Origin of the sequence: Arsenicicoccus dermatophilus (genome assembly GCF_022568795.1) — a bacterium.
Lineage (GTDB): Bacteria > Actinomycetota > Actinomycetes > Actinomycetales > Dermatophilaceae > Arsenicicoccus > Arsenicicoccus dermatophilus.
Genome location: NZ_JAKZHU010000001.1, coordinates 1,513,242 through 1,535,352 on the forward strand (window position 1 = coordinate 1,513,242; position 22,111 = coordinate 1,535,352).

General features: G+C 73.6%; 20 protein-coding genes. 11 read left to right on the plus strand and 9 right to left on the minus strand.

Annotated elements, in window-relative coordinates:
* Positions 1-47: 47 nt before the first annotated feature.
* From nadA to nadC, 3 genes are read left to right on the plus strand one after another with little or no spacing between them, the layout of a single operon-like run.
* Positions 48-1,025, plus strand: a complete 978-nt coding sequence (gene nadA, locus MM438_RS07060) for a quinolinate synthase NadA (protein ID WP_241451798.1) — start codon at positions 48-50, stop codon at positions 1,023-1,025.
* 1 nt (position 1,026) lies between these two features.
* Positions 1,027-2,556 (plus strand): L-aspartate oxidase, encoded by a 1,530-nt coding sequence (locus tag MM438_RS07065; protein ID WP_241451799.1) that lies wholly within the window; start codon positions 1,027-1,029, stop codon positions 2,554-2,556.
* Positions 2,553-3,398, plus strand: a complete 846-nt coding sequence (nadC, locus tag MM438_RS07070; RefSeq protein ID WP_241451800.1) for a carboxylating nicotinate-nucleotide diphosphorylase — start codon at positions 2,553-2,555, stop codon at positions 3,396-3,398. Before MM438_RS07065 ends, nadC begins: the two co-directional genes overlap by 4 nt.
* 48 nt (positions 3,399-3,446) lie before the next feature.
* Here the strand turns inward: nadC and MM438_RS07075 are convergent, their stop codons facing one another.
* Positions 3,447-3,953, minus strand: coding sequence for a DUF4870 domain-containing protein (locus tag MM438_RS07075; RefSeq protein WP_241451801.1), 507 nt, complete (start codon positions 3,951-3,953; stop codon positions 3,447-3,449).
* A gap of 186 nt (positions 3,954-4,139) precedes the next feature.
* Positions 4,140-5,366 carry a radical SAM family heme chaperone HemW gene (gene hemW / locus MM438_RS07080; protein ID WP_241451802.1) on the minus strand — a complete coding sequence of 409 codons (1,227 nt, stop codon included), beginning with the start codon at positions 5,364-5,366 and terminating at the stop codon, positions 4,140-4,142.
* Between the two features lie 255 nt (positions 5,367-5,621).
* Here hemW and MM438_RS07085 point away from each other — a divergent pair, with 255 nt between their 5' ends.
* Both MM438_RS07085 and MM438_RS07090 read left to right on the plus strand, forming a co-directional pair.
* On the plus strand, positions 5,622-7,175 hold the full coding sequence (locus MM438_RS07085) for a peptide MFS transporter (RefSeq protein ID WP_241451803.1): 1,554 nt from the start codon (positions 5,622-5,624) through the stop codon (positions 7,173-7,175).
* A 92-nt stretch (positions 7,176-7,267) separates the two neighbouring features.
* On the plus strand, positions 7,268-8,218 hold the full coding sequence (locus MM438_RS07090; RefSeq protein WP_241451804.1) for an endonuclease/exonuclease/phosphatase family protein: 951 nt from the start codon (positions 7,268-7,270) through the stop codon (positions 8,216-8,218).
* 16 nt (positions 8,219-8,234) lie between these two features.
* Here the strand turns inward: MM438_RS07090 and MM438_RS07095 are convergent, their stop codons facing one another.
* Entirely contained in the window at positions 8,235-9,251 is a 1,017-nt protein-coding gene (locus MM438_RS07095) for a YeiH family protein (RefSeq protein WP_241451805.1), read from the minus strand.
* Between the two features lie 201 nt (positions 9,252-9,452).
* Between MM438_RS07095 and MM438_RS07100 the strand changes: the two genes are divergently transcribed.
* From MM438_RS07100 to MM438_RS07115, 4 genes are all read left to right on the plus strand, one after another.
* Positions 9,453-10,307 (plus strand): GNAT family N-acetyltransferase, encoded by an 855-nt coding sequence (locus tag MM438_RS07100; RefSeq protein ID WP_241451806.1) that lies wholly within the window; start codon positions 9,453-9,455, stop codon positions 10,305-10,307.
* Positions 10,308-10,343: 36 nt separating this feature from the next.
* Positions 10,344-11,324 carry a GNAT family N-acetyltransferase gene (locus MM438_RS07105; RefSeq protein ID WP_241451807.1) on the plus strand — a complete coding sequence of 327 codons (981 nt, stop codon included), beginning with the start codon at positions 10,344-10,346 and terminating at the stop codon, positions 11,322-11,324.
* A 91-nt stretch (positions 11,325-11,415) separates the two neighbouring features.
* Complete coding sequence (locus tag MM438_RS07110; RefSeq protein WP_241451808.1) at positions 11,416-11,787, plus strand: PadR family transcriptional regulator; 372 nt, start codon at positions 11,416-11,418, stop codon at positions 11,785-11,787.
* On the plus strand, positions 11,784-12,872 hold the full coding sequence (locus MM438_RS07115; protein ID WP_241451809.1) for a hypothetical protein: 1,089 nt from the start codon (positions 11,784-11,786) through the stop codon (positions 12,870-12,872). Before MM438_RS07110 ends, MM438_RS07115 begins: the two co-directional genes overlap by 4 nt.
* Here MM438_RS07115 and trmB read toward each other — a convergent pair.
* The 3 genes from trmB to MM438_RS07130 form a co-directional block, all read right to left on the minus strand.
* Entirely contained in the window at positions 12,853-13,635 is a 783-nt protein-coding gene (gene trmB / locus MM438_RS07120) for a tRNA (guanosine(46)-N7)-methyltransferase TrmB (protein WP_241451810.1), read from the minus strand. The two genes, MM438_RS07115 and trmB, sit on opposite strands and share 20 nt — an antisense overlap.
* Positions 13,632-15,479, minus strand: coding sequence for a translation elongation factor 4 (lepA, locus tag MM438_RS07125; RefSeq protein WP_241451811.1), 1,848 nt, complete (start codon positions 15,477-15,479; stop codon positions 13,632-13,634). Before lepA ends, trmB begins: the two co-directional genes overlap by 4 nt.
* Before the next feature lie 164 nt (positions 15,480-15,643).
* Positions 15,644-16,834, minus strand: a complete 1,191-nt coding sequence (locus MM438_RS07130; RefSeq protein ID WP_241451812.1) for an MFS transporter — start codon at positions 16,832-16,834, stop codon at positions 15,644-15,646.
* Positions 16,835-16,906: 72 nt separating this feature from the next.
* Here MM438_RS07130 and MM438_RS07135 point away from each other — a divergent pair, with 72 nt between their 5' ends.
* Positions 16,907-17,563, plus strand: a complete 657-nt coding sequence (locus MM438_RS07135) for a type II toxin-antitoxin system PemK/MazF family toxin (protein ID WP_241451813.1) — start codon at positions 16,907-16,909, stop codon at positions 17,561-17,563.
* Positions 17,564-17,642: 79 nt separating this feature from the next.
* On the opposite strand, the gene rpsT is transcribed toward MM438_RS07135, so the two are convergent.
* Positions 17,643-17,906: a 30S ribosomal protein S20 gene (rpsT, locus tag MM438_RS07140; RefSeq protein WP_241451814.1), complete on the minus strand. Its 264-nt coding sequence runs from the start codon at positions 17,904-17,906 to the stop codon at positions 17,643-17,645.
* 200 nt (positions 17,907-18,106) lie between these two features.
* On the opposite strand from rpsT, the gene MM438_RS07145 reads away from it, so the two are divergent.
* Positions 18,107-18,694, plus strand: a complete 588-nt coding sequence (locus MM438_RS07145) for a dienelactone hydrolase family protein (protein WP_241451815.1) — start codon at positions 18,107-18,109, stop codon at positions 18,692-18,694.
* Between the two features lie 37 nt (positions 18,695-18,731).
* On the opposite strand, the gene holA is transcribed toward MM438_RS07145, so the two are convergent.
* The gene (gene holA / locus MM438_RS07150; RefSeq protein WP_241451816.1) at positions 18,732-19,727 is read right to left on the minus strand and encodes a DNA polymerase III subunit delta; all 996 of its coding nucleotides are present in this window, start codon (positions 19,725-19,727) and stop codon (positions 18,732-18,734) included.
* A gap of 65 nt (positions 19,728-19,792) precedes the next feature.
* The gene (locus MM438_RS07155) at positions 19,793-22,054 is read right to left on the minus strand and encodes an ATP-dependent DNA helicase (RefSeq protein ID WP_338155518.1); all 2,262 of its coding nucleotides are present in this window, start codon (positions 22,052-22,054) and stop codon (positions 19,793-19,795) included.
* Positions 22,055-22,111 lie beyond the last annotated feature (57 nt).

The following is a 22,111-nucleotide window of genomic DNA, read 5'->3' on the forward strand; positions in this document are numbered from 1 at the left end:
CACGTTCAGCATCTAGATATGCTCACGTTGATCCTTAGGGGATCCGCATGACGCTCCAGCTGCCCGACACCGCCGCGCTGTACGACCGGGTCAGGCACCACGTGCCGCCCGTCGAGTGGGCCGCGATGACCGACGACGTCGAGGCGATCTGGCGTCTCAAGGCCGAGCGGGACGCCGTGGTCCTCGCGCACAACTACATGACCCCCGAGATCTTCGGCGGGGTCGCGGACATCACCGGCGACTCCCTCGCGCTCGCCCGTGAGGCGCAGGACGTCCAGGCCCAGGTCGTCGTGCTCGCCGGCGTGCACTTCATGGCCGAGACCGCCAAGCTGCTCAACCCCGGGCGCACGGTGCTCGTCCCCGACCTGCGGGCGGGCTGCTCCCTGGCCGAGTCGATCACCGCCTCGGACGTGCGGGCCCTGCGCGCCGCGCACCCCGGCATACCGGTCGTGACTTATGTCAACACCTCGGCGGCGGTCAAGGCAGAGTCCGACATCTGCTGCACCTCCGGCAACGCCGTCACGGTCATCGAGTCCCTCGGTGCCGACCGGGTGATCATGATCCCGGACCGCCACCTCGCCGCCAACGTCGCCCGCCTCACCGGGGTCGAGGTGATCACCCACCCCGGCGCCTGCGAGGTGCACGAGCGGTTCACCCCCGAGGACATCCGCCAGATCCGCGCCGACCACCCCGGCGTCGTCGTCATGGCGCACCCGGAGTGCCCGACCGAGGTCGTGGACGAGGCGGACCTGGCCGGGTCCACGGCCGACATGAGCCGCTTCGTGGCCGAGCGGCGGCCCCGCCAGGTGGCGCTGATCACCGAGTGCTCGATGTCGGACAACGTCGCCGCGGACCACCCCGACGTCGACTTCGTGCGGCCCTGCAACCTGTGCCCCCACATGAAGCGCAACACCCTCGCCACGATCCGTCGCTCGCTGGAGACGATGACCCACGAGGTCACGGTCCCCGAGGACGTCGCGGACCGGGCCCGTGCCGCGGTCGAGCGCATGCTGGCGGTGCACTGACATGCCGCCCGTCACGTACGACGGCAGCCCGGTCGTCGTCGGGGCCGGGCTGGCCGGGCTGCTCACCGCGGTCCGGCTCGCCCCCTCCCCCGTCATCGTGCTGTCCGCCGTGCCCCTCGGCACCCAGACCTCCACCGCGTGGGCGCAGGGTGGCCTGGCCGCCGCGGTCGGCCCGGACGACGACCCGCAGCGGCACGCCCGGGACACCCTCGCCGCGGGCGCCGGGCTCTGCGACCCCGGTGTGGTGCGGGCGATCACCGCGGCGGGCCCCGCGGCCGTCGCCGAGCTGGTCGACCTCGGGGCCCGCCTGGACCGCGACGACGACGGCCGACTGGTCCTCGGCCTGGAGGGCGCGCACTCCCGGCGCCGGATCGTGCACGCCCACGGCGACGGCACCGGCGCCGAGCTGCAGCGCACCGCGCTGGCCGCGGCCCGCGCGCTGCCGTCGGTGACCCTGCTGGAGGGCGCCCGCGCGGTGCGGCTGCTCACCGATGCCCACGGCGTCTGCGGGGTGCTCGTCGACGGGCCCGCCGGGCGGCGCGTGCTCGCCACCCGCCAGGTGGTGCTGGCGACCGGCGGGATCGGTGGCCTCTACGCGCACACCACCAACCCGCTCGGCTCCCGCGGGCAGGGCCTGGCGCTCGCCGCGCGCGCCGGCGCGACGCTGCGCGACGTCGAGCTGGTGCAGTTCCACCCCACCGCCCTCGACGTCGGGCTCGACCCGATGCCCTTGGTGTCCGAGGCGGTCCGCGGCGAGGGAGCGATCGTCGTCGACGAGACCGGCGCCCGGGTGATCGACGACCCGTTGGCCGCCCGCGACGTGGTGTCGCGCGCCGAGTGGGCCGCCCTCGACGACGGGCACCAGGTGCTCCTCGACGCCCGCGCCGCGCTGGGCGACCGCTTCGCGCAGCGCTTCCCCGCCATCGCGGAGCACTGCCGCGCCGCCGGCCTGGACCCCGCCCGCGACCTGCTGCCGGTCCGGCCGGCCGCGCACTACCACATGGGCGGGATCGCCGTGGATCTCGCCGGCCGCACCACCGTCCCCGGCCTGCACGCCGTCGGCGAGTGCGCCTCCACCGGGCTGCACGGCGCCAACCGGCTCGCCAGCAACTCGCTGCTCGAGGCGGCCGTCTGCTCCCGATGGGTGGCCGACGAGCTCGCCCGCGCAGCAGCGGATCTCCCCGCCATGCCGGCGCTGGAGGACCTGACGGCCCGGGCGGCCGCCCTGGCCGAGGTGCCGACCGCACCCGACCCGGCCACCCTCACGCTCGTCCGGCATACCGTCGAGCGGTCCGCCGGGGTCCTGCGCGACGCGACCGGGCTGGAGTCGGCGCTGGACCTGCTCGCCCCGCTCGCCGGCCACGACGACGCAGCCCTGGTCGGAGCCCTGCTCTGCGCCGGGGCCCTGCGACGGCAGGAGTCCCGCGGAGGCCACACCCGCACCGACGCGCCTGCCACGGCCGCGCCGCACCACACCCACCTGACCCAGGACGACGTCCTGGCCACCACCACCGAGAGGATCGCCTCATGAGGGCCCTGCCCGACGTCATGCTCGAGCCGCTCGTGCGGGCCGCGCTGCTCGAGGACCTGGGCCGCGCGGGCGACCTCACGACCGACGCGATCATCCCCGCCGACGCCACCGCCACCGTCCGCCTCGTCGCCCGCGACCCCGGCGTGGTCGCCGGCACCGACCTGGCCCGCCTCGCCTGGACCCTGCTCGACCCGCGCGTCCAGGTGCGCATCGACCGCCCGGACGGCTCACGCGTCACCCCCGGCGAGGTGATCGGCGAGGCCACCGGCCCGGCCCGCGCCCTCCTGACCGGCGAGCGCGTCGGCCTCAACCTCCTCGGCCACCTGTCCGGCATCGCCACCGCGACCGCGCGCCTCGCCGACGCCATCGCGCACACGTCCGCGAGCGTCTGCTGCACCCGCAAGACCACCCCCGGGCTGCGCGCGGTCGAGAAGGCAGCGGTGCGGGCGGGCGGGGGCAGCAACCACCGCTTCGGGCTGGACGACGCGGTCCTGGTCAAGGACAACCACGTCGCCGTCGCCGGGTCGGTGACCGCCGCCGTCCGGCTCGCGCGCGCCGAGGTCGGCCACCTGGTCAAGATCGAGTGCGAGGTGGACACCCTCGACCAGCTGCGCGAGCTGCTGGAGGTCGGCGCCGACGCGGTGCTGCTCGACAACATGACGCCCCAGGAGCTCCGCGAGGCCGTGGCCCTCGTCGACGGCCGCATGATCACCGAGGCGTCCGGACGCGTGGACGAGACCACGATCGTGCCGATCGCCGAGGCGGGCGTGGACCTGATCTCGGTCGGGCGGCTCACGCACAGCGCGGCGGTCCTGGACGTCGGGCTGGACCACGTCGGCTGACGCGCCGACACGTCGAGCGGGGCCCGAGGGCCGGCGCGTCCGCTCAGGTCACTTCAGGAAACGGATGGTCATCGGGTAGCGGTAGTCCTCGCCGCCCGCGACCTTGATCGCCGCCAGCACGTGGAACACCAGCGCCACCAGCGGGATCGCCGGGACCGCCCAGATCAGCAGGAAGCCGACGAGCACCACCATCAGCAGCAGGCTCACCAGCGTCGCGACGATCGTGGCCAGCCACACGGTGATCTGGAAGTTCAGCGCGTCGTAGCAGTGCCTCTTGACACGAGGGCTGCGGCCACCGCCCGCGAGGAGGACGATCAGCGGGCCCACCCAGGTCATGCCCACGGCCCAGACTGCCAGCAGGGGGCTCCAGTGCGCCGCAGCCGTCAGCTGCCGCTCGAGCCGGGGGTCCATGGACGACGGCGGGGCGTATGCCGACGCGGGCTGACCGTAGGCCGGGGCGCCGTGCCCCGGCGCGGCGGGGGTGGGGCCGGGCGTGTGCAGCGGGGCGCCGGAGGCCGGGTCGTGGATCGGGGTCTGGTCGCGGTGGTCGCTCATGTCGTGCTCCTGCTCGTGAGTGGGTTCGCTGCTCCGACGCCATCGTGCCCGGCGCGGATCCCCCGGCGATGCCCGATGCAGCCCTGACCCGCCCCTGATCCGCCCCTGAGACGCGAGCGGCTCGTCCCGGTGACGCGCCCCGGGCGCGGAGCCGCCCGTCGACGCCGACCGGCCCCTCGAGACCGGTCAGACGGCGAGCAGGCGCCGCACCACGGTGTCGGCGAGCAGCCTCCCGCGGCGGGTCAGCACCAGGGTCCGGTCGCGCACCGCCGCGGTGCCGTCCACCAGCCCGTCGGCCACCAGCCCCGCGACCGCGTGCTGCCCCTCGTCGTCCAGCTCGTCGACCGGCAGACCGGCCGCGATCCGGATCCCCAGCAGCACGCTCTCGTCATACCGCTGCTCGACCGTCAGGACCTCCCGGGCCGCGGCGGGAGACTCGCCCGCCGCGAGCCGGGCCGCATAGGCGCTGGGGTGCTTGACGTTCCACCAGCGCACGCCGCCGACGTGGCTGTGCGCCCCGGGACCCGCGCCCCACCAGTCGCCGTCGCCCCAGTAGCCGAGGTTGTGACGGCACTGCTTCTCCTCCGAGCGGGCCCAGTTGGACACCTCGTACCACCCGTAGCCGGCCGCGGTGAGCAGCTGGTCGGCGAGCTCGTACTTCTCCGCCTCGTCGTCGTCGCTCGGCATCGCCAGCTCGCCGCGGCGCACCTGGGCGGCCATCTTCGTCCCGTCCTCCACCACCAGCGCATAGGCCGAGACGTGGTCGGGCGCGAGCTCGATCGCCGACTCCAGCGAGGTCCGCCAGTCGGCCAGGGACTCCCCCGGCGTGCCGTAGATCAGGTCCAGGGACACGTCCAGGCCGTGCTGCCGAGCGCCGCGGACGGCGCGCTCGACGTTGCGCGGGTCGTGGGTGCGGTCCAGGGTGGCGAGGACGTGCGGCACCGCCGACTGCATCCCCAGGCTGACCCGGGTGAACCCGCGCGCCGCGATCCAGTCGAGGTAGTGCTCGTCGACGGTGTCCGGGTTGGCCTCCGTGGTGATCTCGACCTCGCCGGCGTAGCCGAAGCGCTCGCCGATCCCCTCGACGATCCGGGCGAGGTCCTCGGCGGCGAGCATCGTGGGCGTCCCCCCGCCGATGAACACCGTCTCCACCGCGGGGGCGTCGCTGCCGAGGACCTGTCGGGCCAGGTCGAGCTCGGTGAGCACCGTGTCGGCATAGGACGACACGGTGCTGCCCGGGGCCCCCAGCTCGGGCAGCGTGTAGGTGTTGAAGTCGCAGTAGCCGCACCGGGTCCGGCAGAAGGGGACGTGCACGTAGACGCCGAAGGGCCCGAGACCGAGCCGGTCGAGCGCCTCGCTCGGCAGGGAGCCGTCGGCGGGGGCGGGCAGTCCGTCAGGCAGTGCGCTCGGCATGGGGCTCATTGTGTATGACGGGCGCGCCCACCCGGTCCCGCGGCTGGACGCCCGGGCGCGCCGCCACCGACGAGCCGCCACCGGTGGCCCGGGCGGCCCCGGCGTCGCGGCAGCACACCTGCACCCGACACGTTCCGACCGGGACCCCTGAATACCTTCGAGTAGCAACCCTTTAGGGTCGGGCTGGTCCACGAGACCACCCCGTCGACGGGACGGTCACGACCTGTCCCGCCATCACCGAGAGGACACGACGACGTGACCAGCACCAAGGAGCCACCTGCCCCCGCGCCGAACCGCTGGCGGCCTGCCAGCGTGCGGACCGGGCCATCGGCCGACGACATCGGCCTGATGGGCCAGCCCCGAGGTCTGCCCTGGATGCTCCAGGTGGAGATGTGGGAGCGGTTCAGCTGGTTCGGGATGAGGGCGATCCTGCTCTACTTCATCACCGACACCTTCGCCCACGGCGGGCTGGGCCTGGACAAGAACACCGGTCAGGTGGTGCTGGCGACCTACCAGGCCGCCGTGTGCTTCCTGACCATCCCCGGCGGCATCTTCGCCGACCGCATCGCCGGCCCCTGGCGGTCGACGCTCTACGGCGGGATGGTGATCATGGCCGGCCACGTGCTGCTGGCGGTTCCGACCGTCGCGACGTCGTGGACCGGCCTGTTCCTGATCGCCTTCGGCACGGGCTTCATCAAGCCCAACCTGTCCACGATCGTGGGTGGGCTCTACGACGAGCACGACCCGCGCCGGGAGGCCGGCTTCCAGCTGTTCTACATGTCGATCAACTTCGGGTCGCTGTTCTCCCCGCTGGTGACCGGCTACCTCAAGGACCACTACGGCTACCACGTCGGCTTCATCGCCGCCGCGGTCGGGATGGCCTTCGGGCTCGCGGCCTTCGCGTACGGCCGCGGGCGGCTGTCCCAGTTCGCCTACGACGTCCCCAACCCGCTCGGCCCCGGCGAGGGGCGGCGGCTGCTCCTGGGGGCGGCCGGCTTCGTGGTGCTGGTGGTGCTGCTGACCCTGGCCTACCAGCCGATCTTCGGCGGTCTGGCCGAGGCCATCGCGTATGTCGTCTTCACCGTCGCCACCCTGGCGTCCATCAGCTACTTCCTGATGATGTTCCGCAGCAGCCAGGTCACCGCCCACGAGCGCGAGCACCTGTGGGCCTTCCTGCCGCTGTGGCTCGGCAACGTGCTGTTCACGATCATCTTCGAGCAGGCCTCGGGCAAGATGGCGACCTTCGCCAAGGACAACACCGACGGCTCGCTCGGCATCGGCTCCCTGGCTCTCAGCCCGGAGGCCTACCAGTCGATCAACCCCGCCGCGGTGCTGATCATGGCGCCGGTGCTGGGGTGGTTCTTCATGCGTCGCGCCGGGCGCTTCCCGAGCACGGCGATGAAGTTCGCGATGGCGGTCGCCATCATCGGCTTCTCCGCGCTGATGATGGGGTACGGCTTCCAGCAGTGGCCGGGCGGGCAGCGCCTGTCACCGTTCTGGTACCTGGGCCTGGTGTTCATCGTGCAGACCGTGGCCGAGCTGTTCATGAACCCTGTGGGCCTCGCGGCCACGACCTCGTTGGCACCCCGGCAGTTCGCGTCGCAGGCCATGACCCTGTGGCTGCTGGCGGCCGCGACGGGTCAGGGCTGCGCCGCGGTGATCATCGACCAGACCCGCGAGCTGGGCGACGCCACCTACTACTACGGTCTCGGTGCCGTGACCATGGTGATGGCGGTCCTGCTCGCCCTGATCGCGCCGTGGACCCAGTCGAAGATGTCCGACGTGGGCCGGGGAGCCACCACCCGCTGACCGCCCCTGCTCCGACCGTCGTGGAGCCTGGCACCCGGACGTCGGGTGCCAGGCTCCACGTGTGCTCGGGGCACGGTGGTTACAGTGACCGCGTGCTCTGCCCCGGACGTGGACGCCTGCACCTGATCGGGCCGCTGCTCGGGGCGGTCGCCCTCGTCGGTGAGCACCTCGACCTGGCCGGGCCGCTGCCGATCGTGCAGCCCGTGCTGCCGCTGGTCGGCCTCGTCGGGGTGGCGTGGGCGCTGATCGCCCTGATGCATCGTCGGTGGGTCTCGGCGCTGGTCTGCCTCGCGCTCGCCGCCGCCCTCGTCCAGCCGCTGCTGCCGCACGCGCGGCAGCGCCCCGAGCAGCCCGGCGACCTGCGGGTCCTGGCGCTCAACACCGAGCTGGGCTCCGCCGACGCGGCCCAGGTGGTCGCGGCCGTCCGCCGGACCGGCCCCGACGCGCTCGTGCTCACCGAGGCCACCCCCGCCCTGTGGCAGCGGCTACGCGGGGCCGGCCTCGGGGCGCTGCTCCCCCACGCCTCCGGCCAGGTCGAGCCCGGCAGCCGAGGAACCCTGGTCGCGACCCGGGCGCCGCACGACTGCGTCGAGGGGGTCGCCGTCTGCGGCCAGGTCACCCGCTCGCCGGGGTCTGGCTCGGGCCCGGCGCAGGCGCCGACCGTGCGGCTGGCGGGCGGCGTCGTGCTCACGGGCGTGCACCCCTTCGCCCCGCTGCCGGGGACCACCGGGCGGTGGCGCTCCGAGCTCGGCGCGCTCGTGGGCTGGGCCGACCGGCATACCGGACCATGGGTGATGGCGGGCGACCTCAACGCCGGGCGGGTGCACCCGGTCTTCCGACGGCTGACGCGCGACACCACCGTCCTGCCGGACGACCATCACCTGTGGCTGCGCACGTGGCCGCACGAGGGCCGGCCCTACCCGCCCTTCGTGGCGCTGGACCACGTGATCGCCCGCGACCTCGAGCCGGTGGCGTCGGGCACCGTGGCGATCCCGGGCACCGACCACCTCGCGGTGTGGGCGGTCCTGCGGCGGGCCCGCTGACGCGGGCGCCCGGTCCTCAGCGGACGAGCAGCACGCCGCCCAGGGCGATGAGCGCGACGCACAGGGTCGACGCGGCGGCGAGGTAGAACGGCGCCGCACCCACCCTGGCGATCGTCCGCAGCCGCACGCCGCACCCGAGCGCGAACATCGCCGCCGTCAGCAGGATCGTCTGCAGCAGCTTGGCCCCGCCCAGCACGTCGGCCGGGATCGGCAGGAACGAGCGCACCAGCACCATCGCGAGGAAGCCGAGCACGAAGGCGGGCACCAGCGGCGGGAGCGTCCCGGTGACCTCCTGCCCGGCGAGCGCCCGGCGGCGCTGCCAGGAGATGGTGGCCATGACGGGGGCGAGCATCAGGACGCGGGCCAGCTTGACGATCACGGCGACGGTGAGGGCGCCCCCACCGATCGCGCCGCCCGCGGCTACGACCTGGGCCACCTCGTGGATCGACGCCCCGGCGAACAGCCCGGCCGTGTGGTGGTCGAGTCCCGTCAGCGTGACCAGCAGCGGCACCAGCGGGATCATCAGGGTGCCGCACAGCACGACGAGCGCGATCGCGGTGGCGACGTCCTCCTCCTCGGCGTCGACCACCCCGTCCACGGCGGCGACCGCGGCGGCCCCGCAGATCGAGAAGCCGCACGCGACCAGCAGGCGCAGCCCGGGCCCGATGCCCAGCGCCCGGCCGATCGCGAGCGTCGCGAGGATGCCACCCACGACCACGGCGACCACCACCGCGATCATCCCGAGCCCCAGGCCGGCGATGTCGTGGAGCATCACCTGCAGCCCGAGCAGCACGATGCCGAGGCGCAGCAGCTTCTTGGAGGCGACCTGCAGCCCGGGTGCGGTCGAGGCGGGCAGGGTGACCAGGTTGGCCAGTGCCGCCCCGAGGAGTATGGCGATCAGCAGCGGCGAGGCGGTCGCCACCCGGTGGTTGACCACCATGGCGACCGCGACCGCGCAGGCGGCGAGCAGGAGGCCGGGCGCCGTACGGCTGAGCAGGCCGGACCGGGGCTGAGCGGGTGAGTCGGCGTTCACCCCTCCAGGGTCCCACGCCACCGCCCTCGTCCCGCCGCGACCCCGGCACACCCCTCCTGCTGACCGGCGCTCGGAGCTCAGCTCACGCACCTTCCGGGCCCCCTTCCGTGCCCTTCCCGACCTCGCAGCTCAGGACGTGCCCGGTGCGAGCGTGACCCGATGCGCTGGCGGCGTCACCTGCACCCTTGGGACAGTGGTGCCATGCACCCCCACGTGTCCGTGACCGAGACCACCGACGCCGCCGCCTTCCTGCGGGCAGCCGCCACCGTGATCGAGACGCAGCCGGTGATCCACTCGGTGATCGCCACCAACGCGCTGCGGCTCGCTGGCGCCCCCGCCCCGGGCGACGCGCGGTTCTACCTCCTGCACCGGCACGACCGTCTCGTGGCCACCGCGATGCACACCCCGCCCCACCCGCCGCACCTGGCCTTCACGGATCCCGAGTGCGCCGTCGCCCTGGCCGACCACGCGGGCGCGACAGGGCGGACCCTCACCGGGGTCGGCGGCCTGCGCGACGGCGCCCTGGCCTTCGCCGACCGCTGGTGCGCCGAGCGGGATCTCGAGGCACGGGTGCAGGTCGACCTCGGGATCTACGACCTGCCGGTGGAGCCCGCGCTCCCCTGGCCGGTCGACGGGTCGATGCGGGTCGCCGACCCGCAGGACCGCGAGCTCGTCGAGGGGTGGATGCGGGACTTCCGGGACGAGGTGTCGGTCGACGACGCCCGCCCCGAGGTCGACGCGCGACAGCCCCTCGAGGACGGCCGGATCGGGCTGTGGCTCGCGGGCGACGTGCCCGTGGCGATGTGCGCGTCCTCGGTGCCCGCGGGCGGGGTGACGCGCCTCTCCTGGGTGTGGACTCCGCCGGAGCACCGCGGCCACGGCTACGCGAGCGCGGTGGTCGCCCGCTGGTCGCGCCGCGAGCAGGAGCGCGGCCACCGGTGCCTGCTCTACACCGACCTCGCCAACCCGACGAGCAACGCGATCTACCAGGCGCTCGGCTACCGCCGGATCGGGGACAGCGTCACGCTGCGCTTCGAGGGGCCGCCGTCCTGCTGAGCGGTTGCACAGGCGGGCTGTGGCACAGTGGGCCGCATGCGCAGCGCCGCCAAGGGAATCACCGTCTCCCGCACCGCTGTCGCCGACGACTTCCGGCAGCTGTCCGCGACGCGGATCTCCGCCGCCCCCGTCATCCACTCGGTCATCGCGACGACCCTCGCGCACGCCCTGGAGGCTCCGCACGACTACCCCCAGGCGTCGTGGTACTGGGCCAGGCGCGACGGGCGGGTCACGGCGCTGGCCATGCACACCCCGCCACGTCCCTTCCACGTCGCCACCGTCGACCCCCATGTCTCCCGAGCCCTGGCCCGGCGCGCGATGATCGACCAGCTGGAGATTCCCCTGGTGGGCGGGCTGATCCCGGGAGCATTGGCCTTCGCCGAGACGCTGGCCTTCGAGCGCGGCAGTCACATCCGGGTGGTGCGGCGCGAGGGCATGCACGACCTGCCCGGCCTTCCCCGTATGCCGAGCGGCGTGCCCGGTGCCCTGCGTCCCGCCACCGGCACGGACCTGCCGATGCTGCAGACCTGGGCGGCGGCATACCTCGACGACACCCGCACGCCGGCCCCGGCCCGCTTCCCGCTGGAGAAGTGGGTGGAGCGCGGGGGCATGCAGCTGTGGGAGGTCGACGGCGAGCCGGTCTCGATGGCCCACGCGTCCCGCCCGCACGGCGGGGTGTCGCGGGTGTCCTGGGTCTACACGCCGCCGGAGCACCGCGGCCACGGGTATGCCGCGGCGACCGTCGCGGAGGTGAGCCTGCGGCAGCGCCGCGCCGGCCACCGGTGCCTGCTCTACACCGACCTGGACCACCCGGAATCCTCACGGCTCTACCACCGCATCGGCTTCCGCAAGGTCGGCGACTCCTGCGTGCTGCGGCTGGAGGCCGTGCGCGCGACCGAGCCGACGCCCGCGGCCGAGCCACCCCGGGCCGACGCGACCCGCCTCGGCGGGGCGCTCGGCGGCACCCTGGGCTCGATCGGCGGGGCTCTGCGGTCCACGACCCAGCGGCGCCGCTAGAGCAGCGACCGCGGCCCGCCATGGCGGCGGCACGCCCGGTGTCGGGCTCGGCCGCTTGACGCCTCACTAGATACGTGACGTACTTAGATACATGAAGGACGTCGATGCGAGGTGGCCCCAGGCCTGGGTCCGGGCAGTGCTCGAGCCGGCCCTCCTGACGGTCCTCGCCACCGGACCGGCGCACGGCTACGCCCTGGCCGAGGCGCTGGCCGATGCCGGCTTCGGGCGGTTGCGGGGAGGGTCGCTCTATCCGGTCCTCGCGCGCCTCGAGGACGCCGGCGACGTGACGACGACCTGGCAGGAGGGTGCGGGGGGTCCGGGACGACGGACCTATGCCATCACGGCCAAGGGGCGCGCCCGGCGAGCCCAGGAGCTGGCCGAGCTCACCGCCCTGGTCCACGTCCTGCACCACTGGGAGTCCGCGACGGGGGATCCGGACCCAGACGCGAAGGAAGAGCCATGAGGGGCGACCAGGAGGAGCAGGGCGTGTCTGACCGGTCCGAGGCAGGCGCTCAGCCGGCCCGGTTCCGTGCGGTACGGGACCGTGCGGAGGACGAGGAGTGGGCAACGGAGGCGTGGTTGGCGCTGGTCCTGCGCGGCCACGTGGAGGTGGCGGCCGCCGAGCACGCCCTGGGCGAGGTGCTGGAGCTCGTCCGCAGCAGCGGGGAGGGGCCGGAGGAGCTCTACGGGCCGCCCGACCGGTGGGCCGAGGACACGCTGCGGCGGTGGGCGGCCGAGGGGTCCGACGCGATCCAGGACCCGCCCACCCGCTGGCGCGACCTGCCGCAGGTGGCCGCGGTCGCGGCGGTCGGTGTGACCCTGGTCTGCGCCCTCGTGTGCGTGCTCCGGACCGAGTGGTCGATCGACTGGACCCTGGCCTGGGTGCTGTTCCCCTTCCTGGGGTCGGTCGTCGCCCTCGGCGCCATCACGACGTGGGAGAGCGTCGTGACGAGGTGGTCCACCACCTGGGGCGCCGCGGCCGTCCTCGTCGTCATCGCGGCCGGGTCGCTGGGCATCGCTGCGCTCTTCGCGGTCACCGATCCTCGTCCGCTCGCCCACGCCTCGATCGGCTGGCACCTGCCCCTGGCCGCCGCCCATGCCGCCCTGGCCTGGCTCCTGGGGCGCGTCATACCTGATCCCGGTCCCGAGCAGGCCCGCCCGCTCACGGACGAGGCGTGGGTCCACGACCTCGCCCGGATCCTGCGCACCCGCGGCGAGCTCCCCGAGCCCCAGGTCGGCCGCGTCCTCGAGGACGCCCGCGCCCACGGCCAGCAGACCGGTGCCCCGCTCGTGGAGGAGTTCGGGAGCCCGGCGGCGTATGCCGCGCAGGTCTGCCCGCGCCCGATCGTGCGGTCCCGGCGGTCGGCGATCCATCGGACCGCCGTGCTGGCCCTGTGCGCCTGGCCGGCGAGCGACCTGCTCCTGGACGCCTCGCGCTCCTGGCCGGCCCGAGTCTTCTCATGGCTCGCCCTGGCCTGCCTGACCTTCCTGGTCCTCCGGGCGTGGTGGCACGCCCTGGCTCACCGCGTCAGCGGCGGCGATAGGTGAGGTCGGTGATCGGCCGCCCGGCCGCGACCCCGCGCCGCTCGAAGCGAGTCATCGGCCGCACGGCGAAGCGCTCGTCCGGCCCGCCCTCGAAGTCCGGGTGCTCGTCGAGCACCTGCTGCATCCAGGCGGCGTAGTCGGGCCAGTCGGTGGCCAGGCGCCATACGCCGCCCGGCTCCAGGACGCGGGCGACGAGGGTCGCGAAGGCCGGCTGCACGATGCGGCGCTTGTGGTGCCGCGTCTTGGGCCAGGGGTCGGGGAAGAAGGTCCACACCTCGCGGACCGAGCCCGCCGGCAGGAGGGTCTCGAAGACCGGCACCGCGTCGGCCTCCAGCAGCCGCACGTTGCGCAGGTCGCGGGAGCCGACCTTGCGGAGCATGTCGTAGAGCCCCGGCCGGTACACCTCCAGCGACAGCAGGTCGTGGTCGGGCAGCTGCTCCCCGCCCGCCGTCGTGGCGTCACCGGAGCCGGCGCCCACCTCGACGACCAGGGGCGCCCGCCGTCCGAAGACCGCGACCGGGTCCAGCCGCGCGTCCGGGTGCACGTCCGAGCGGTTCGTCGACCGCGGGAGGTCGAGCAGCCAGCGGTCGCCGTACCGCTCGATCGCCCGCGCGTCCTTGTCCTGGAGCCGCTGGTCGACCCGCGCGAAGCTCACCATCCGGCGCACCCCCTCGCCGGTGACGGGCTCGGCGATGCCGACGGTGTATGTCGTCCGTCGCGCGGGCTGGTCGGGCGCCGTCCCGTCCGGGGAGGGCTGGTCGGTCACTTCTTGCCCTTGCCCTTGCTCTCGCCGTCGTTGGACAGCGCCGCGATGAAGGCCTCCTGGGGCACCTCGACACGGCCGACCATCTTCATCCGCTTCTTGCCTTCCTTCTGCTTCTCCAGCAGCTTGCGCTTGCGGCTGATGTCGCCGCCGTAGCACTTGGCGAGCACGTCCTTGCGGATCGCGCGGATGGTCTCGCGGGCGATGACGCGCGACCCGATGGCGGCCTGGATCGGCACCTCGAACTGCTGTCGCGGGATCAGCTCGCGCAGCTTGGTCGCCATCATCACGCCGTAGGAGTAGGCCGCGTCCTTGTGGACGATGGAGCTGAAAGCGTCGACCTGCTCGCCCTGCAGCAGGATGTCGACCTTGACCAGGTCGGCCACCTGGTCGCCGTCGGGCTCGTAGTCCAGCGAGGCGTAGCCGCGGGTCTTGGACTTCAGCTGGTCGAAGAAGTCGAAGACGATCTCGGCGAGCGGGAGGGTGTAGCGCATCTCGACGCGCTCCTCGGACAGGTAGTCCATCCCGCGCAGGGTGCCACGCTTGGCCTGGCACAGCTCCATGATCGAGCCGATGAACTCGCTCGGCGCGAGGATCGTGGCCCGCACCACGGGCTCGCGGACCTCCGCGATCTTGCCGTCGGGGAACTCGCTGGGGTTGGTGACCTCCACGACGCGCTTGTCGTCGAGGGTCACGTCGTACTCCACGTTGGGCAGCGTCGAGATCAGGTCCAGCCCGAACTCGCGCTCCAGGCGCTCGCGCACGATCTCCAGGTGCAGCATGCCGAGGAAGCCGACGCGGAAGCCGAAGCCCAGCGCCGCCGAGGTCTCCGGCTCGTAGACCAGGGCCGCGTCGTTGAGCTTGAGCTTGTCCAGCGCGTCGCGCAGCAGCGGGTAGTCCGTGCCGTCGATCGGGTAGAGCCCGGAGAAGACCATCGGCCGCGGGTCGCGGTAGCCGCCGAGCGCCTCCTCGGCGGGCTTGGCCATGTTGGTGATCGTGTCGCCGACGCGGGACTGGCGCACGTCCTTCACGCCGGTGATGAGATAGCCGACCTCGCCCACGCCCAGACCCTTGGACGGCATCGGCTCCGGGGAGATGACGCCGATCTCCAGCAGCTCGTGGGTCGCCCGCGTCGACATCATCTGGATCCGCTCGCGCGGGTTGAGGTTGCCGTCGACCACCCGGACATAGGTGACGACGCCGCGGTAGGTGTCGTAGACCGAGTCGAAGATCATCGCGCGGGCGGGCTTGTCGGCGTCGCCCACGGGAGCGGGCAGCAGCCGGACGATCTGGTCGAGGAGCTCCTCGACGCCGACACCGGTCTTGCCGGACACCTTGAGCACGTCGGACTCGTCGCAGCCGATCAGGCCGGCGAGCTCGGCGGCATACTTCTCCGGCTGCGCGGCCGGCAGGTCGATCTTGTTGAGCACCGGGATGATCGTCAGGTCGTTCTCCATCGCGAGATAGAGATTGGCGAGGGTCTGCGCCTCGATGCCCTGGGCCGCGTCGACCAGCAGGACCGCACCCTCGCAGGCCGCGAGCGAGCGGGAGACCTCGTAGGTGAAGTCCACGTGCCCGGGGGTGTCGATCATGTTGAGGCAGTAGGTCGCCCCGTCCAGCTCCCAGGGCATGCGCACGGCCTGCGACTTGATGGTGATGCCGCGCTCGCGCTCGATGTCCATCCGGTCGAGGTACTGCGCGCGCATCAGACGCTCCTCGACGACGCCGGTCTTCTGCAGCATCCGGTCGGCCAGCGTCGACTTGCCGTGGTCGATGTGCGCGATGATGCAGAAGTTGCGGATCAGCTCCGGTGGCGTCGCGTGGGGCGTGAGCGCGGTGCGGGCCATGGGAGACACGATGCGGTTACCTCGTCTGGGGTGGCGGACTCGTCAGCGGCCCAGTCTCCCACACGAGCACCAGCCGGTATGACGACCCGCACGCCCCTCACCCCCGCGCCCGACCGGCGGCCGAGGTGGGCGCGCCAGGGTGACGTCGTCACGACCGGTTCCGCCTACCTCGTAGGTCCAGGGCCGGTCGTCGTCCTGCCCAGCAGCGCGCTCCAGGCGGTGACCCCGAGCCCGAGCACGGCCAGGACCACGCCGACCCGCGACGGCCAGGCATAGCTCCAGCCCGCGGCGAGCACGACCGACCCGAGCCAGGCACCGAGCGCGTTGGCGACGTTGAGGGTGGAGTGGTTGAGGGCGGCGGCCAGCGACTGACCCTCGTGGGCCACGTCCATCAGGCGGGTCTGCAGCAGCGGCACCAGCATGCTCGGCAGCGCCCCCAGCAGGAAGGTCGCCGCCAGCCCGACCACGACGTACGGCAGGAGCAGTGCCCACACGGCCAGCAGCAGCGCGATGAGGACCAGCAGGATCGCGATGCCGCGCAGGATGCCGACCCGCGCCACCCGCCCGGCCACCGCGGCGCCCGCCGTCGACCCGATGCCGTAGAGCGACAGGATCCACGGCACCGCGCCCGCCGACCAGTGCCCGACCGTCTGCAGGGTCGGCGAGATGTAGGCATAGGTCGAGAACATGCCGCCGAAGCCGACCGTGCCGATGAGCAGCGCCAGCCACACCTGCGGGCGGCGCAGCGCCCCCAGCTCGCGCCGCACCGAGGTGTCCGGGTCCACCTCCTGGTGGGGGACGAGCCGACTCACCGCGGCCATGGTCAGCAGCCCGAGCGCGCCGACCACGGCATACGCCGTCTGCCAGCCGACGTGCTGCCCCAGCCAGGTCGCCACCGGCACCCCCACGACGTTGGCGACGGTGAGGCCCATGAGCACGTTGGAGACCGCCTGGGTCCGGTGCCGCTCGTCGACGAGCGAGGCCGCGACCAGGGAGGCGATCCCGAAGTACGCCCCGTGCGGCAGCCCCGCCACGAAGCGCACCGCCATCAGTGCGGGATAGGTCGACACCGCCAGGCTCGCCAGGTGTGCCACGGCGAAGAGGCCCATCAGCGCCACGAGGAGCAGCTTGCGCGGCAGCCGCGAGCCCAGGACCGCCAGCGTCGGGGCGCCCACGACGACTCCCAGGGCGTAGGCCGACACCAGGTGCCCGGCGGTCGGGATGTCGACGTCGATGCCGCGGGCGACCTCGGGCAGCATCCCCATCGACGCGAACTCCGTGGTGCCGATGGCGAACCCGCCCACCGCAAGGGCGGCGACCGCCAGACCGGGGTGATGGGCTCGGCGGGACGGCATGGGGCGGCTCCTGGGCGTCGGCGGGACGGGGTGCGGTCGCCGGGCGACGTCGGCAGGCGGTAGCGTCCCATCATGGCACCACACCCCCAGCGCCTCGTGCGGGCGCTCCGACGGCTCGTGCTCGCTCCTGCGCTGGATCGGCTCCGTGACGGGCGCGCCCATGACACGGAGGGACACCGACGCGACACGGACGGGCCCGGGCGGAGTCCCGTGGCCGAGCCGCCCGCCGCCGCCCCGGCCGGTGACGCGGGTCGAGGGCGGCTCCCCCGGTCCGGGCAGTCCCACCAGCCCGGCGGCGCGACCCCGCACGCCACGAGCCGCGGCAGCTACGCCGGCGACTTCCGCGGGGTGCCGACCCTGAGCTACGCCCCGATCCCCGACGACCGACCCGACCCCGGCGAGGTCGTCTGGGCGTGGATCCCCTACGAGGAGGCCCACTCCCGCGGCAAGGACCGTCCCGCCCTGGTCATCGGCCGGCACGAGGGCCTGCTCCTGGCGCTGCCGATGACGAGCAAGGACCACGACCGGGACAACGCCCAGGAGGCCTCCGTCGGACGGCACTGGTGCGACGTGGGCTGCGGGCCCTGGGACGGGCGCGGGCGCCCCAGCGAGGTGCGCGTCGACCGGATCCTCCAGCTCGACCCGGGCACCGTGCGCCGGATCGGCGCCGTGCTCCCCCAGGACCGCTTCGAGCAGGTCGCCGCCCAGGTGCGAGCGCACGCGCGCTGACCCGCCGCCCTGCCGCCGCAGGACGCGCGAAGGGCCGCCACCCCAGGGGGTGGCGGCCCTTCGTCGTGGTGCCGGTCGCTCAGCCGAGCTTCGCGGCAGCCTTGGCCATCGCCGACTTCTTGTTGGCGGCCTGGTTCTTGTGGATCACGCCCTTGCTGACGGCCTTGTCCAGCTTGCGGGAGGCCGCCTGCAGCGCAGTGGTGGTCTCCTCGACGTTGCCGGCCTCGACCGCGGCACGGAACTTGCGGATGTGGGTACGCAGCTCGCTCTTGTACGCCTTGTTGCGCTCGGTGCGGGCGTTGTTGGTCTTGATCCGCTTGATCTGGGACTTGATGTTTGCCACGAGAATCCTTCTGGAAGGTCGAATATCTGCCGTTGAGGGCGGCAGCCGTCCTCGGGACCGGGCGTGGGGCACCCGTGGGATGAGGAGCGGCTGGGTGGTGCTGCATGCGCGCACGACCTGAGCGCGCACGCAAGGGTCAACATTACCAGAGCGGGAGACACCTCTGGTCAGCCCCGGCGGCCCCGCGATAGCGTCCGCGCATGGCCACCGTCGCAGTGTTCCCCAGCGTCCTCGGCGTCCGCGCCGGCATCTACGACTTCGCCGACCGCCTGCGCGCAGCCGGCCACGACGTCCGCATCGTCGACTACACCGACGGCCGCACCTTCGACGACTACGAGTCCGCGCTGGCCGAGGCCGACGAGCACGACCGGCAGACCGTCATGGGCCACGCCCTCGCCCTCGCCAAGGACGACCTGCCCACCGGCCTGGTGGTGGCGGGCTTCTCCATGGGGTCGGCGATGGCCCAGCACGTGGCGCTGCAGATGCAGGCGCGGGCCGCGATCCTCGTCGCCGGCGCCTCGCCCACGAGCACGTGGGGCGAGGACACGACCTGGCCCGGCGACTGCCCGGTCCAGATCCACGCCAAGGAGCAGGACGAGTTCCTGACCGACGACGAGCGCGAGGAGGCGGCGGGCTCGCTGCGGGCAGGCGGCGCCGAGGTCGAGGTCTTCACGTATGCCGGGAAGGGTCACCTCTTCAACGACAAGGACCTCGCCGAGGAGTACGACGCCGAGGCGACCGACCTGATGGTGCAGCGGGTCGTGGAGCTGCTCGAGCGGGTCGACTGACAGCGTCCCGTCGCCCGCCCCGCGGCCAGGGCGAGCGTCAGCCGTGCTCGCGCGCGATGGTGAGGATCACCCGCTCCACGGCATACACCGGGTCGCGACCCCCGCCCTTGACGTCGTGGTCCGCCTGCGCGACCGCCTGGATGCACCGCCCCAGCGCCTCCGCGTCCCACCCGGCCAGGTCTCGGCGGGCGCGGTCGATCTGCCAGGGCGCCATCCCGAGCGCGGACGCGAGCTGACCGGACGGCCCCCGCCCGGCGGACCCGACCTTGACGAGCTGGCGCAGCTTGAGGGCCAGGACCGCGACGATCGGGACCGGGTTGTCCCCGCCGGCGATGGCGTGCCGCAGCAGCCGCAGCGCCTCCGGGGCGTTGCCCGCCACGGCCGCGTCGGCCACCTTGAAGCCCGTCGCCTCCACCCGACCCGCGTAGTAGGTCCCGACGACGTCCTCGTCGATCGTGCCGGTGGTGTCCTGCACCAGCTGGGCGCACGCGGACGCGAGCTCGCCGGTGTCCTTGCCGACGGCCTCCACCAGGGCCCGCACCGCGTCCGGGGTGGCCTTGCGCCGGGCCGCGCGGAACTCGTTGGTGACGAAGGCCGCCTTGTCCGCGTCGGTCTTGATGGCCGGGCAGTCGATCACCCGCGCCCTGGCCTTCTTGAGGGTGTCCAGCACCTTCCTGCCGCGGTTGCCGGCCCGGTGGGTGACCACGAGCCACACGTCCTCGACGGGCGGGGCGCCGAGGTGGGCGAGCAGGTCGGTCTGCAGCTCGTCGGTGGCCTCCTCCAGGTCGCGGACCACGATGGCCTTGGCGTTGCCGAACAGGCTGGGGCTCGCGTGCATCGCGATCTCGCCGCCCTCGTAGGCCCCGCCCCGCAGCGTGATCGTCTCCAGGTCCGGGTGCAGCCCCTTGACCTCGTCGAGCGTGGCCCGCACCGCCCGGTCCGCGAGCACGGTCTCCGGGCCGGCGATCAGCACGTACGGCGGGATGCGCGAGGCGGGGGCGGCGGTCACGGCATACACCTTGCCACGAGCCACCGACGGACCCCCGGGACGTCCGCCGGTCGTGGGGCGTTCGACCGGGGCCGAGCGCCTCGGTCGCGTCACCCCAGGTCGAAGCCGGCCTGCGGCTGCAGCGACAGGCGCAGCGCGGCCAGCCGCGCCTCGACCACCTCGGGCTCCAGCTCGAAGTGGTCGGCGAGCTCGTCGAGGCCCAGGCCCGCGTCGACGCCCTCGCGCAGCTCCTCGTCCTCGTCGTCGGTCCACGGGTGGCCGGAGGTCACGGCCGACCGGGTCGACGGCGGGGCCGGGTGCGGGTCGGCCGACGGGCGCGGCGTCGCGGCCACGGCGTCGGTCGTCACCTCACCGGTCAGCGAGCGCAGCCCGGGCTCCAGGACAGGGGTCACCGGTGCGGCGGTCTCGTCGAGGCGGCGCAGTGCCTGGAGCACCAGCTCGCGGTCGGTGGTGGGCCAGAAGGGCGGCAAGGACTTCTGCAGGAAACCGGCATACCTCGCGGTCATCATCCGGGGATCGAGGAAGGCCACCACGCCACGGTCGTCGGCCCGCCGGATCAGCCGCCCTGCGCCCTGGGCGAGCCGCAGCGCGGCGTGGGTCGCCGAGACGGCCATGAAGCCGTTGCCGCCCATCCGCCCGATCGCCTGCGTGCGCGCCGACGCGAGCGGGTCGTCCGGCCGCGGGAAGGGGATCCGGTCGATGATGACCAGCTGGCAGGAGGACCCGGGCACGTCGACGCCCTGCCACAGCGTCAGCGTGCCGAGCAGCGCGGTGTGCGGCTCACGGGCGAACTGTCGCACCAGCGTGGTGATCTGGTCCTCCCCCTGGCACAGGACCTGGATCGGCGTCCCGTCCGCCGCGAACCGCTCGCGCAGCGCCTCCGTGGCCGCCTGCGCCGCCCGCATCGAGGAGAAGAGCCCCAGCGCCCGCCCGCCGGAGGCCCGCACGAGCGCCTCGATCTCGTCGAACGTCTCCGGCGCGGCCCCGTCGCGGCCGGGTGGTGGCAGGTGGCGGGCGACGTAGGCGATGGCCTGCCGGGGGTAGTCGAACGGCGAGCCCACGTCGAGCCCGGTGTAGGCGGGCGCGCCGCTGCCGCGCAACCCGAGCGTCCCCGCGACGGCGTCGAAGCTGCCGCCCAGCTCCAGGGTCGCCGAGGTCAGCACCACGGTCCGCTCGCCGAAGACGTGCTCGCGCAGGTCCATGGCGACGCTCATCGGAGCCACCCGCAGCACGCCCCCGCGGCGCGGATCCTTGCCCAGCCACACCACGTCGAGCTCGCGGCCCTCCAGGATCCGCTCGGCGGTGTCGAAGACCTCGCCGACCGCGGCCTGGGCGACCTTGCGGGCACCGGCGTCGGCGTCCTCCTCGCCCTTGTCCGGCTTGAGGTCGGACTGCACCGCGCGGGCCACGTCGCGCACCCGCATCAGGGCCTGCACGAGCGACTGCGGCGGGTCGTCGATCTTGCCCTCCTCCAGGGCGTCGAGCGCCTCGCCGAGGAGGTCTCCCGCCTCCGCCAGCACGGGGGCGTCGTCGGATAGCCGGTTGGCGCGTCGCGAGGCCGTCGCCACGATCCCGGCGGACAGCTCGTCGGTGACCGTCGCCGTCACCCGGTCGACCAGCTCGTGGGCCTCGTCGACGATCAGCACGTCGTGCTCGGGCAGCATCACCCGTCCCTCGAAGGCGTCGATCGCCATGAACGAGTGGTTGGTGACGACGACGTCGACCTCCTTGGCCGCCTCGCGCGCCTGCTCCACGAAGCACTCGGCCCGCTGCGGGCAGCGCATCCCCAGGCACTCGCGGGCACTCACGCTCACCTGCCGCCAGGCCCGCTCGGAGACGCCCGGCACCAGCTCGTCCCGGTCGCCCGAGGCGGTCTGCTCGGCCCAGCCGCGCAGCCGCAGCACCTCCTGCCCGAGGCGTCCGGCCTGCGCGTCGACGGCACCGACCCCGAGCAGCGTGCTCTCGTCGTCGTCAGGCATCCCGCCGTCGAGCTTGTGCCGGCAGACATAGTTGCGGCGACCCTTGACCAGCGCGTACGTCGGGCGCCGACCCGCCAGCGGGGTCACCGCCTCGGCGAGCCGGGGCAGGTCCCGGTCCACGATCTGGGCCTGCAGCGCCAGGGTTGCCGTCGCCACCACCACCGGGTGGTCGCTGTCCAGGGCGTGCAGCAGGCTGGGCACGAGATAGGCGAGCGACTTGCCGGTGCCCGTGCCTGCCTGGACGAGCAGGTGCTCGTCGCGCTCGATGGCGTCCGAGACCGCCCGGGCCATGGCCACCTGCCCGGGCCGGGTGCTGCCACCCACTCCCCCGACGGCGGCGGTGAGATAGCGATCCAGGTCTGGGTGCGGCACGCGCTCACCCTAGGACACGCCTGCGACATACCTCTCGAGCGCAGCGCGCTCGCCGTC

Excerpts from the sequence above, each read along its gene's own strand:
- nadC (WP_241451800.1), top strand. The coding sequence starts at position 2,553 with ATGAGGGCCCTGCCCGACGTCATGCTCGAGCCGCTCGTGCGGGCCGCG.
- lepA (WP_241451811.1), bottom strand. The coding sequence starts at position 15,479 with ATGGCCCGCACCGCGCTCACGCCCCACGCGACGCCACCGGAGCTGATC.
- MM438_RS07130 (WP_241451812.1), bottom strand. The coding sequence starts at position 16,834 with ATGCCGTCCCGCCGAGCCCATCACCCCGGTCTGGCGGTCGCCGCCCTT.
- MM438_RS07115 (WP_241451809.1), top strand. The coding sequence starts at position 11,784 with ATGAGGGGCGACCAGGAGGAGCAGGGCGTGTCTGACCGGTCCGAGGCA.
- hemW (WP_241451802.1), bottom strand. The coding sequence starts at position 5,366 with ATGCCGAGCGCACTGCCTGACGGACTGCCCGCCCCCGCCGACGGCTCC.
- MM438_RS07100 (WP_241451806.1), top strand. The coding sequence starts at position 9,453 with ATGCACCCCCACGTGTCCGTGACCGAGACCACCGACGCCGCCGCCTTC.
- MM438_RS07075 (WP_241451801.1), bottom strand. The coding sequence starts at position 3,953 with ATGAGCGACCACCGCGACCAGACCCCGATCCACGACCCGGCCTCCGGC.
- MM438_RS07105 (WP_241451807.1), top strand. The coding sequence starts at position 10,344 with ATGCGCAGCGCCGCCAAGGGAATCACCGTCTCCCGCACCGCTGTCGCC.
- MM438_RS07135 (WP_241451813.1), top strand. The coding sequence starts at position 16,907 with ATGGCACCACACCCCCAGCGCCTCGTGCGGGCGCTCCGACGGCTCGTG.
- MM438_RS07145 (WP_241451815.1), top strand. The coding sequence starts at position 18,107 with ATGGCCACCGTCGCAGTGTTCCCCAGCGTCCTCGGCGTCCGCGCCGGC.
- MM438_RS07110 (WP_241451808.1), top strand. The coding sequence starts at position 11,416 with ATGAAGGACGTCGATGCGAGGTGGCCCCAGGCCTGGGTCCGGGCAGTG.
- nadA (WP_241451798.1), top strand. The coding sequence starts at position 48 with ATGACGCTCCAGCTGCCCGACACCGCCGCGCTGTACGACCGGGTCAGG.
- MM438_RS07065 (WP_241451799.1), top strand. The coding sequence starts at position 1,027 with ATGCCGCCCGTCACGTACGACGGCAGCCCGGTCGTCGTCGGGGCCGGG.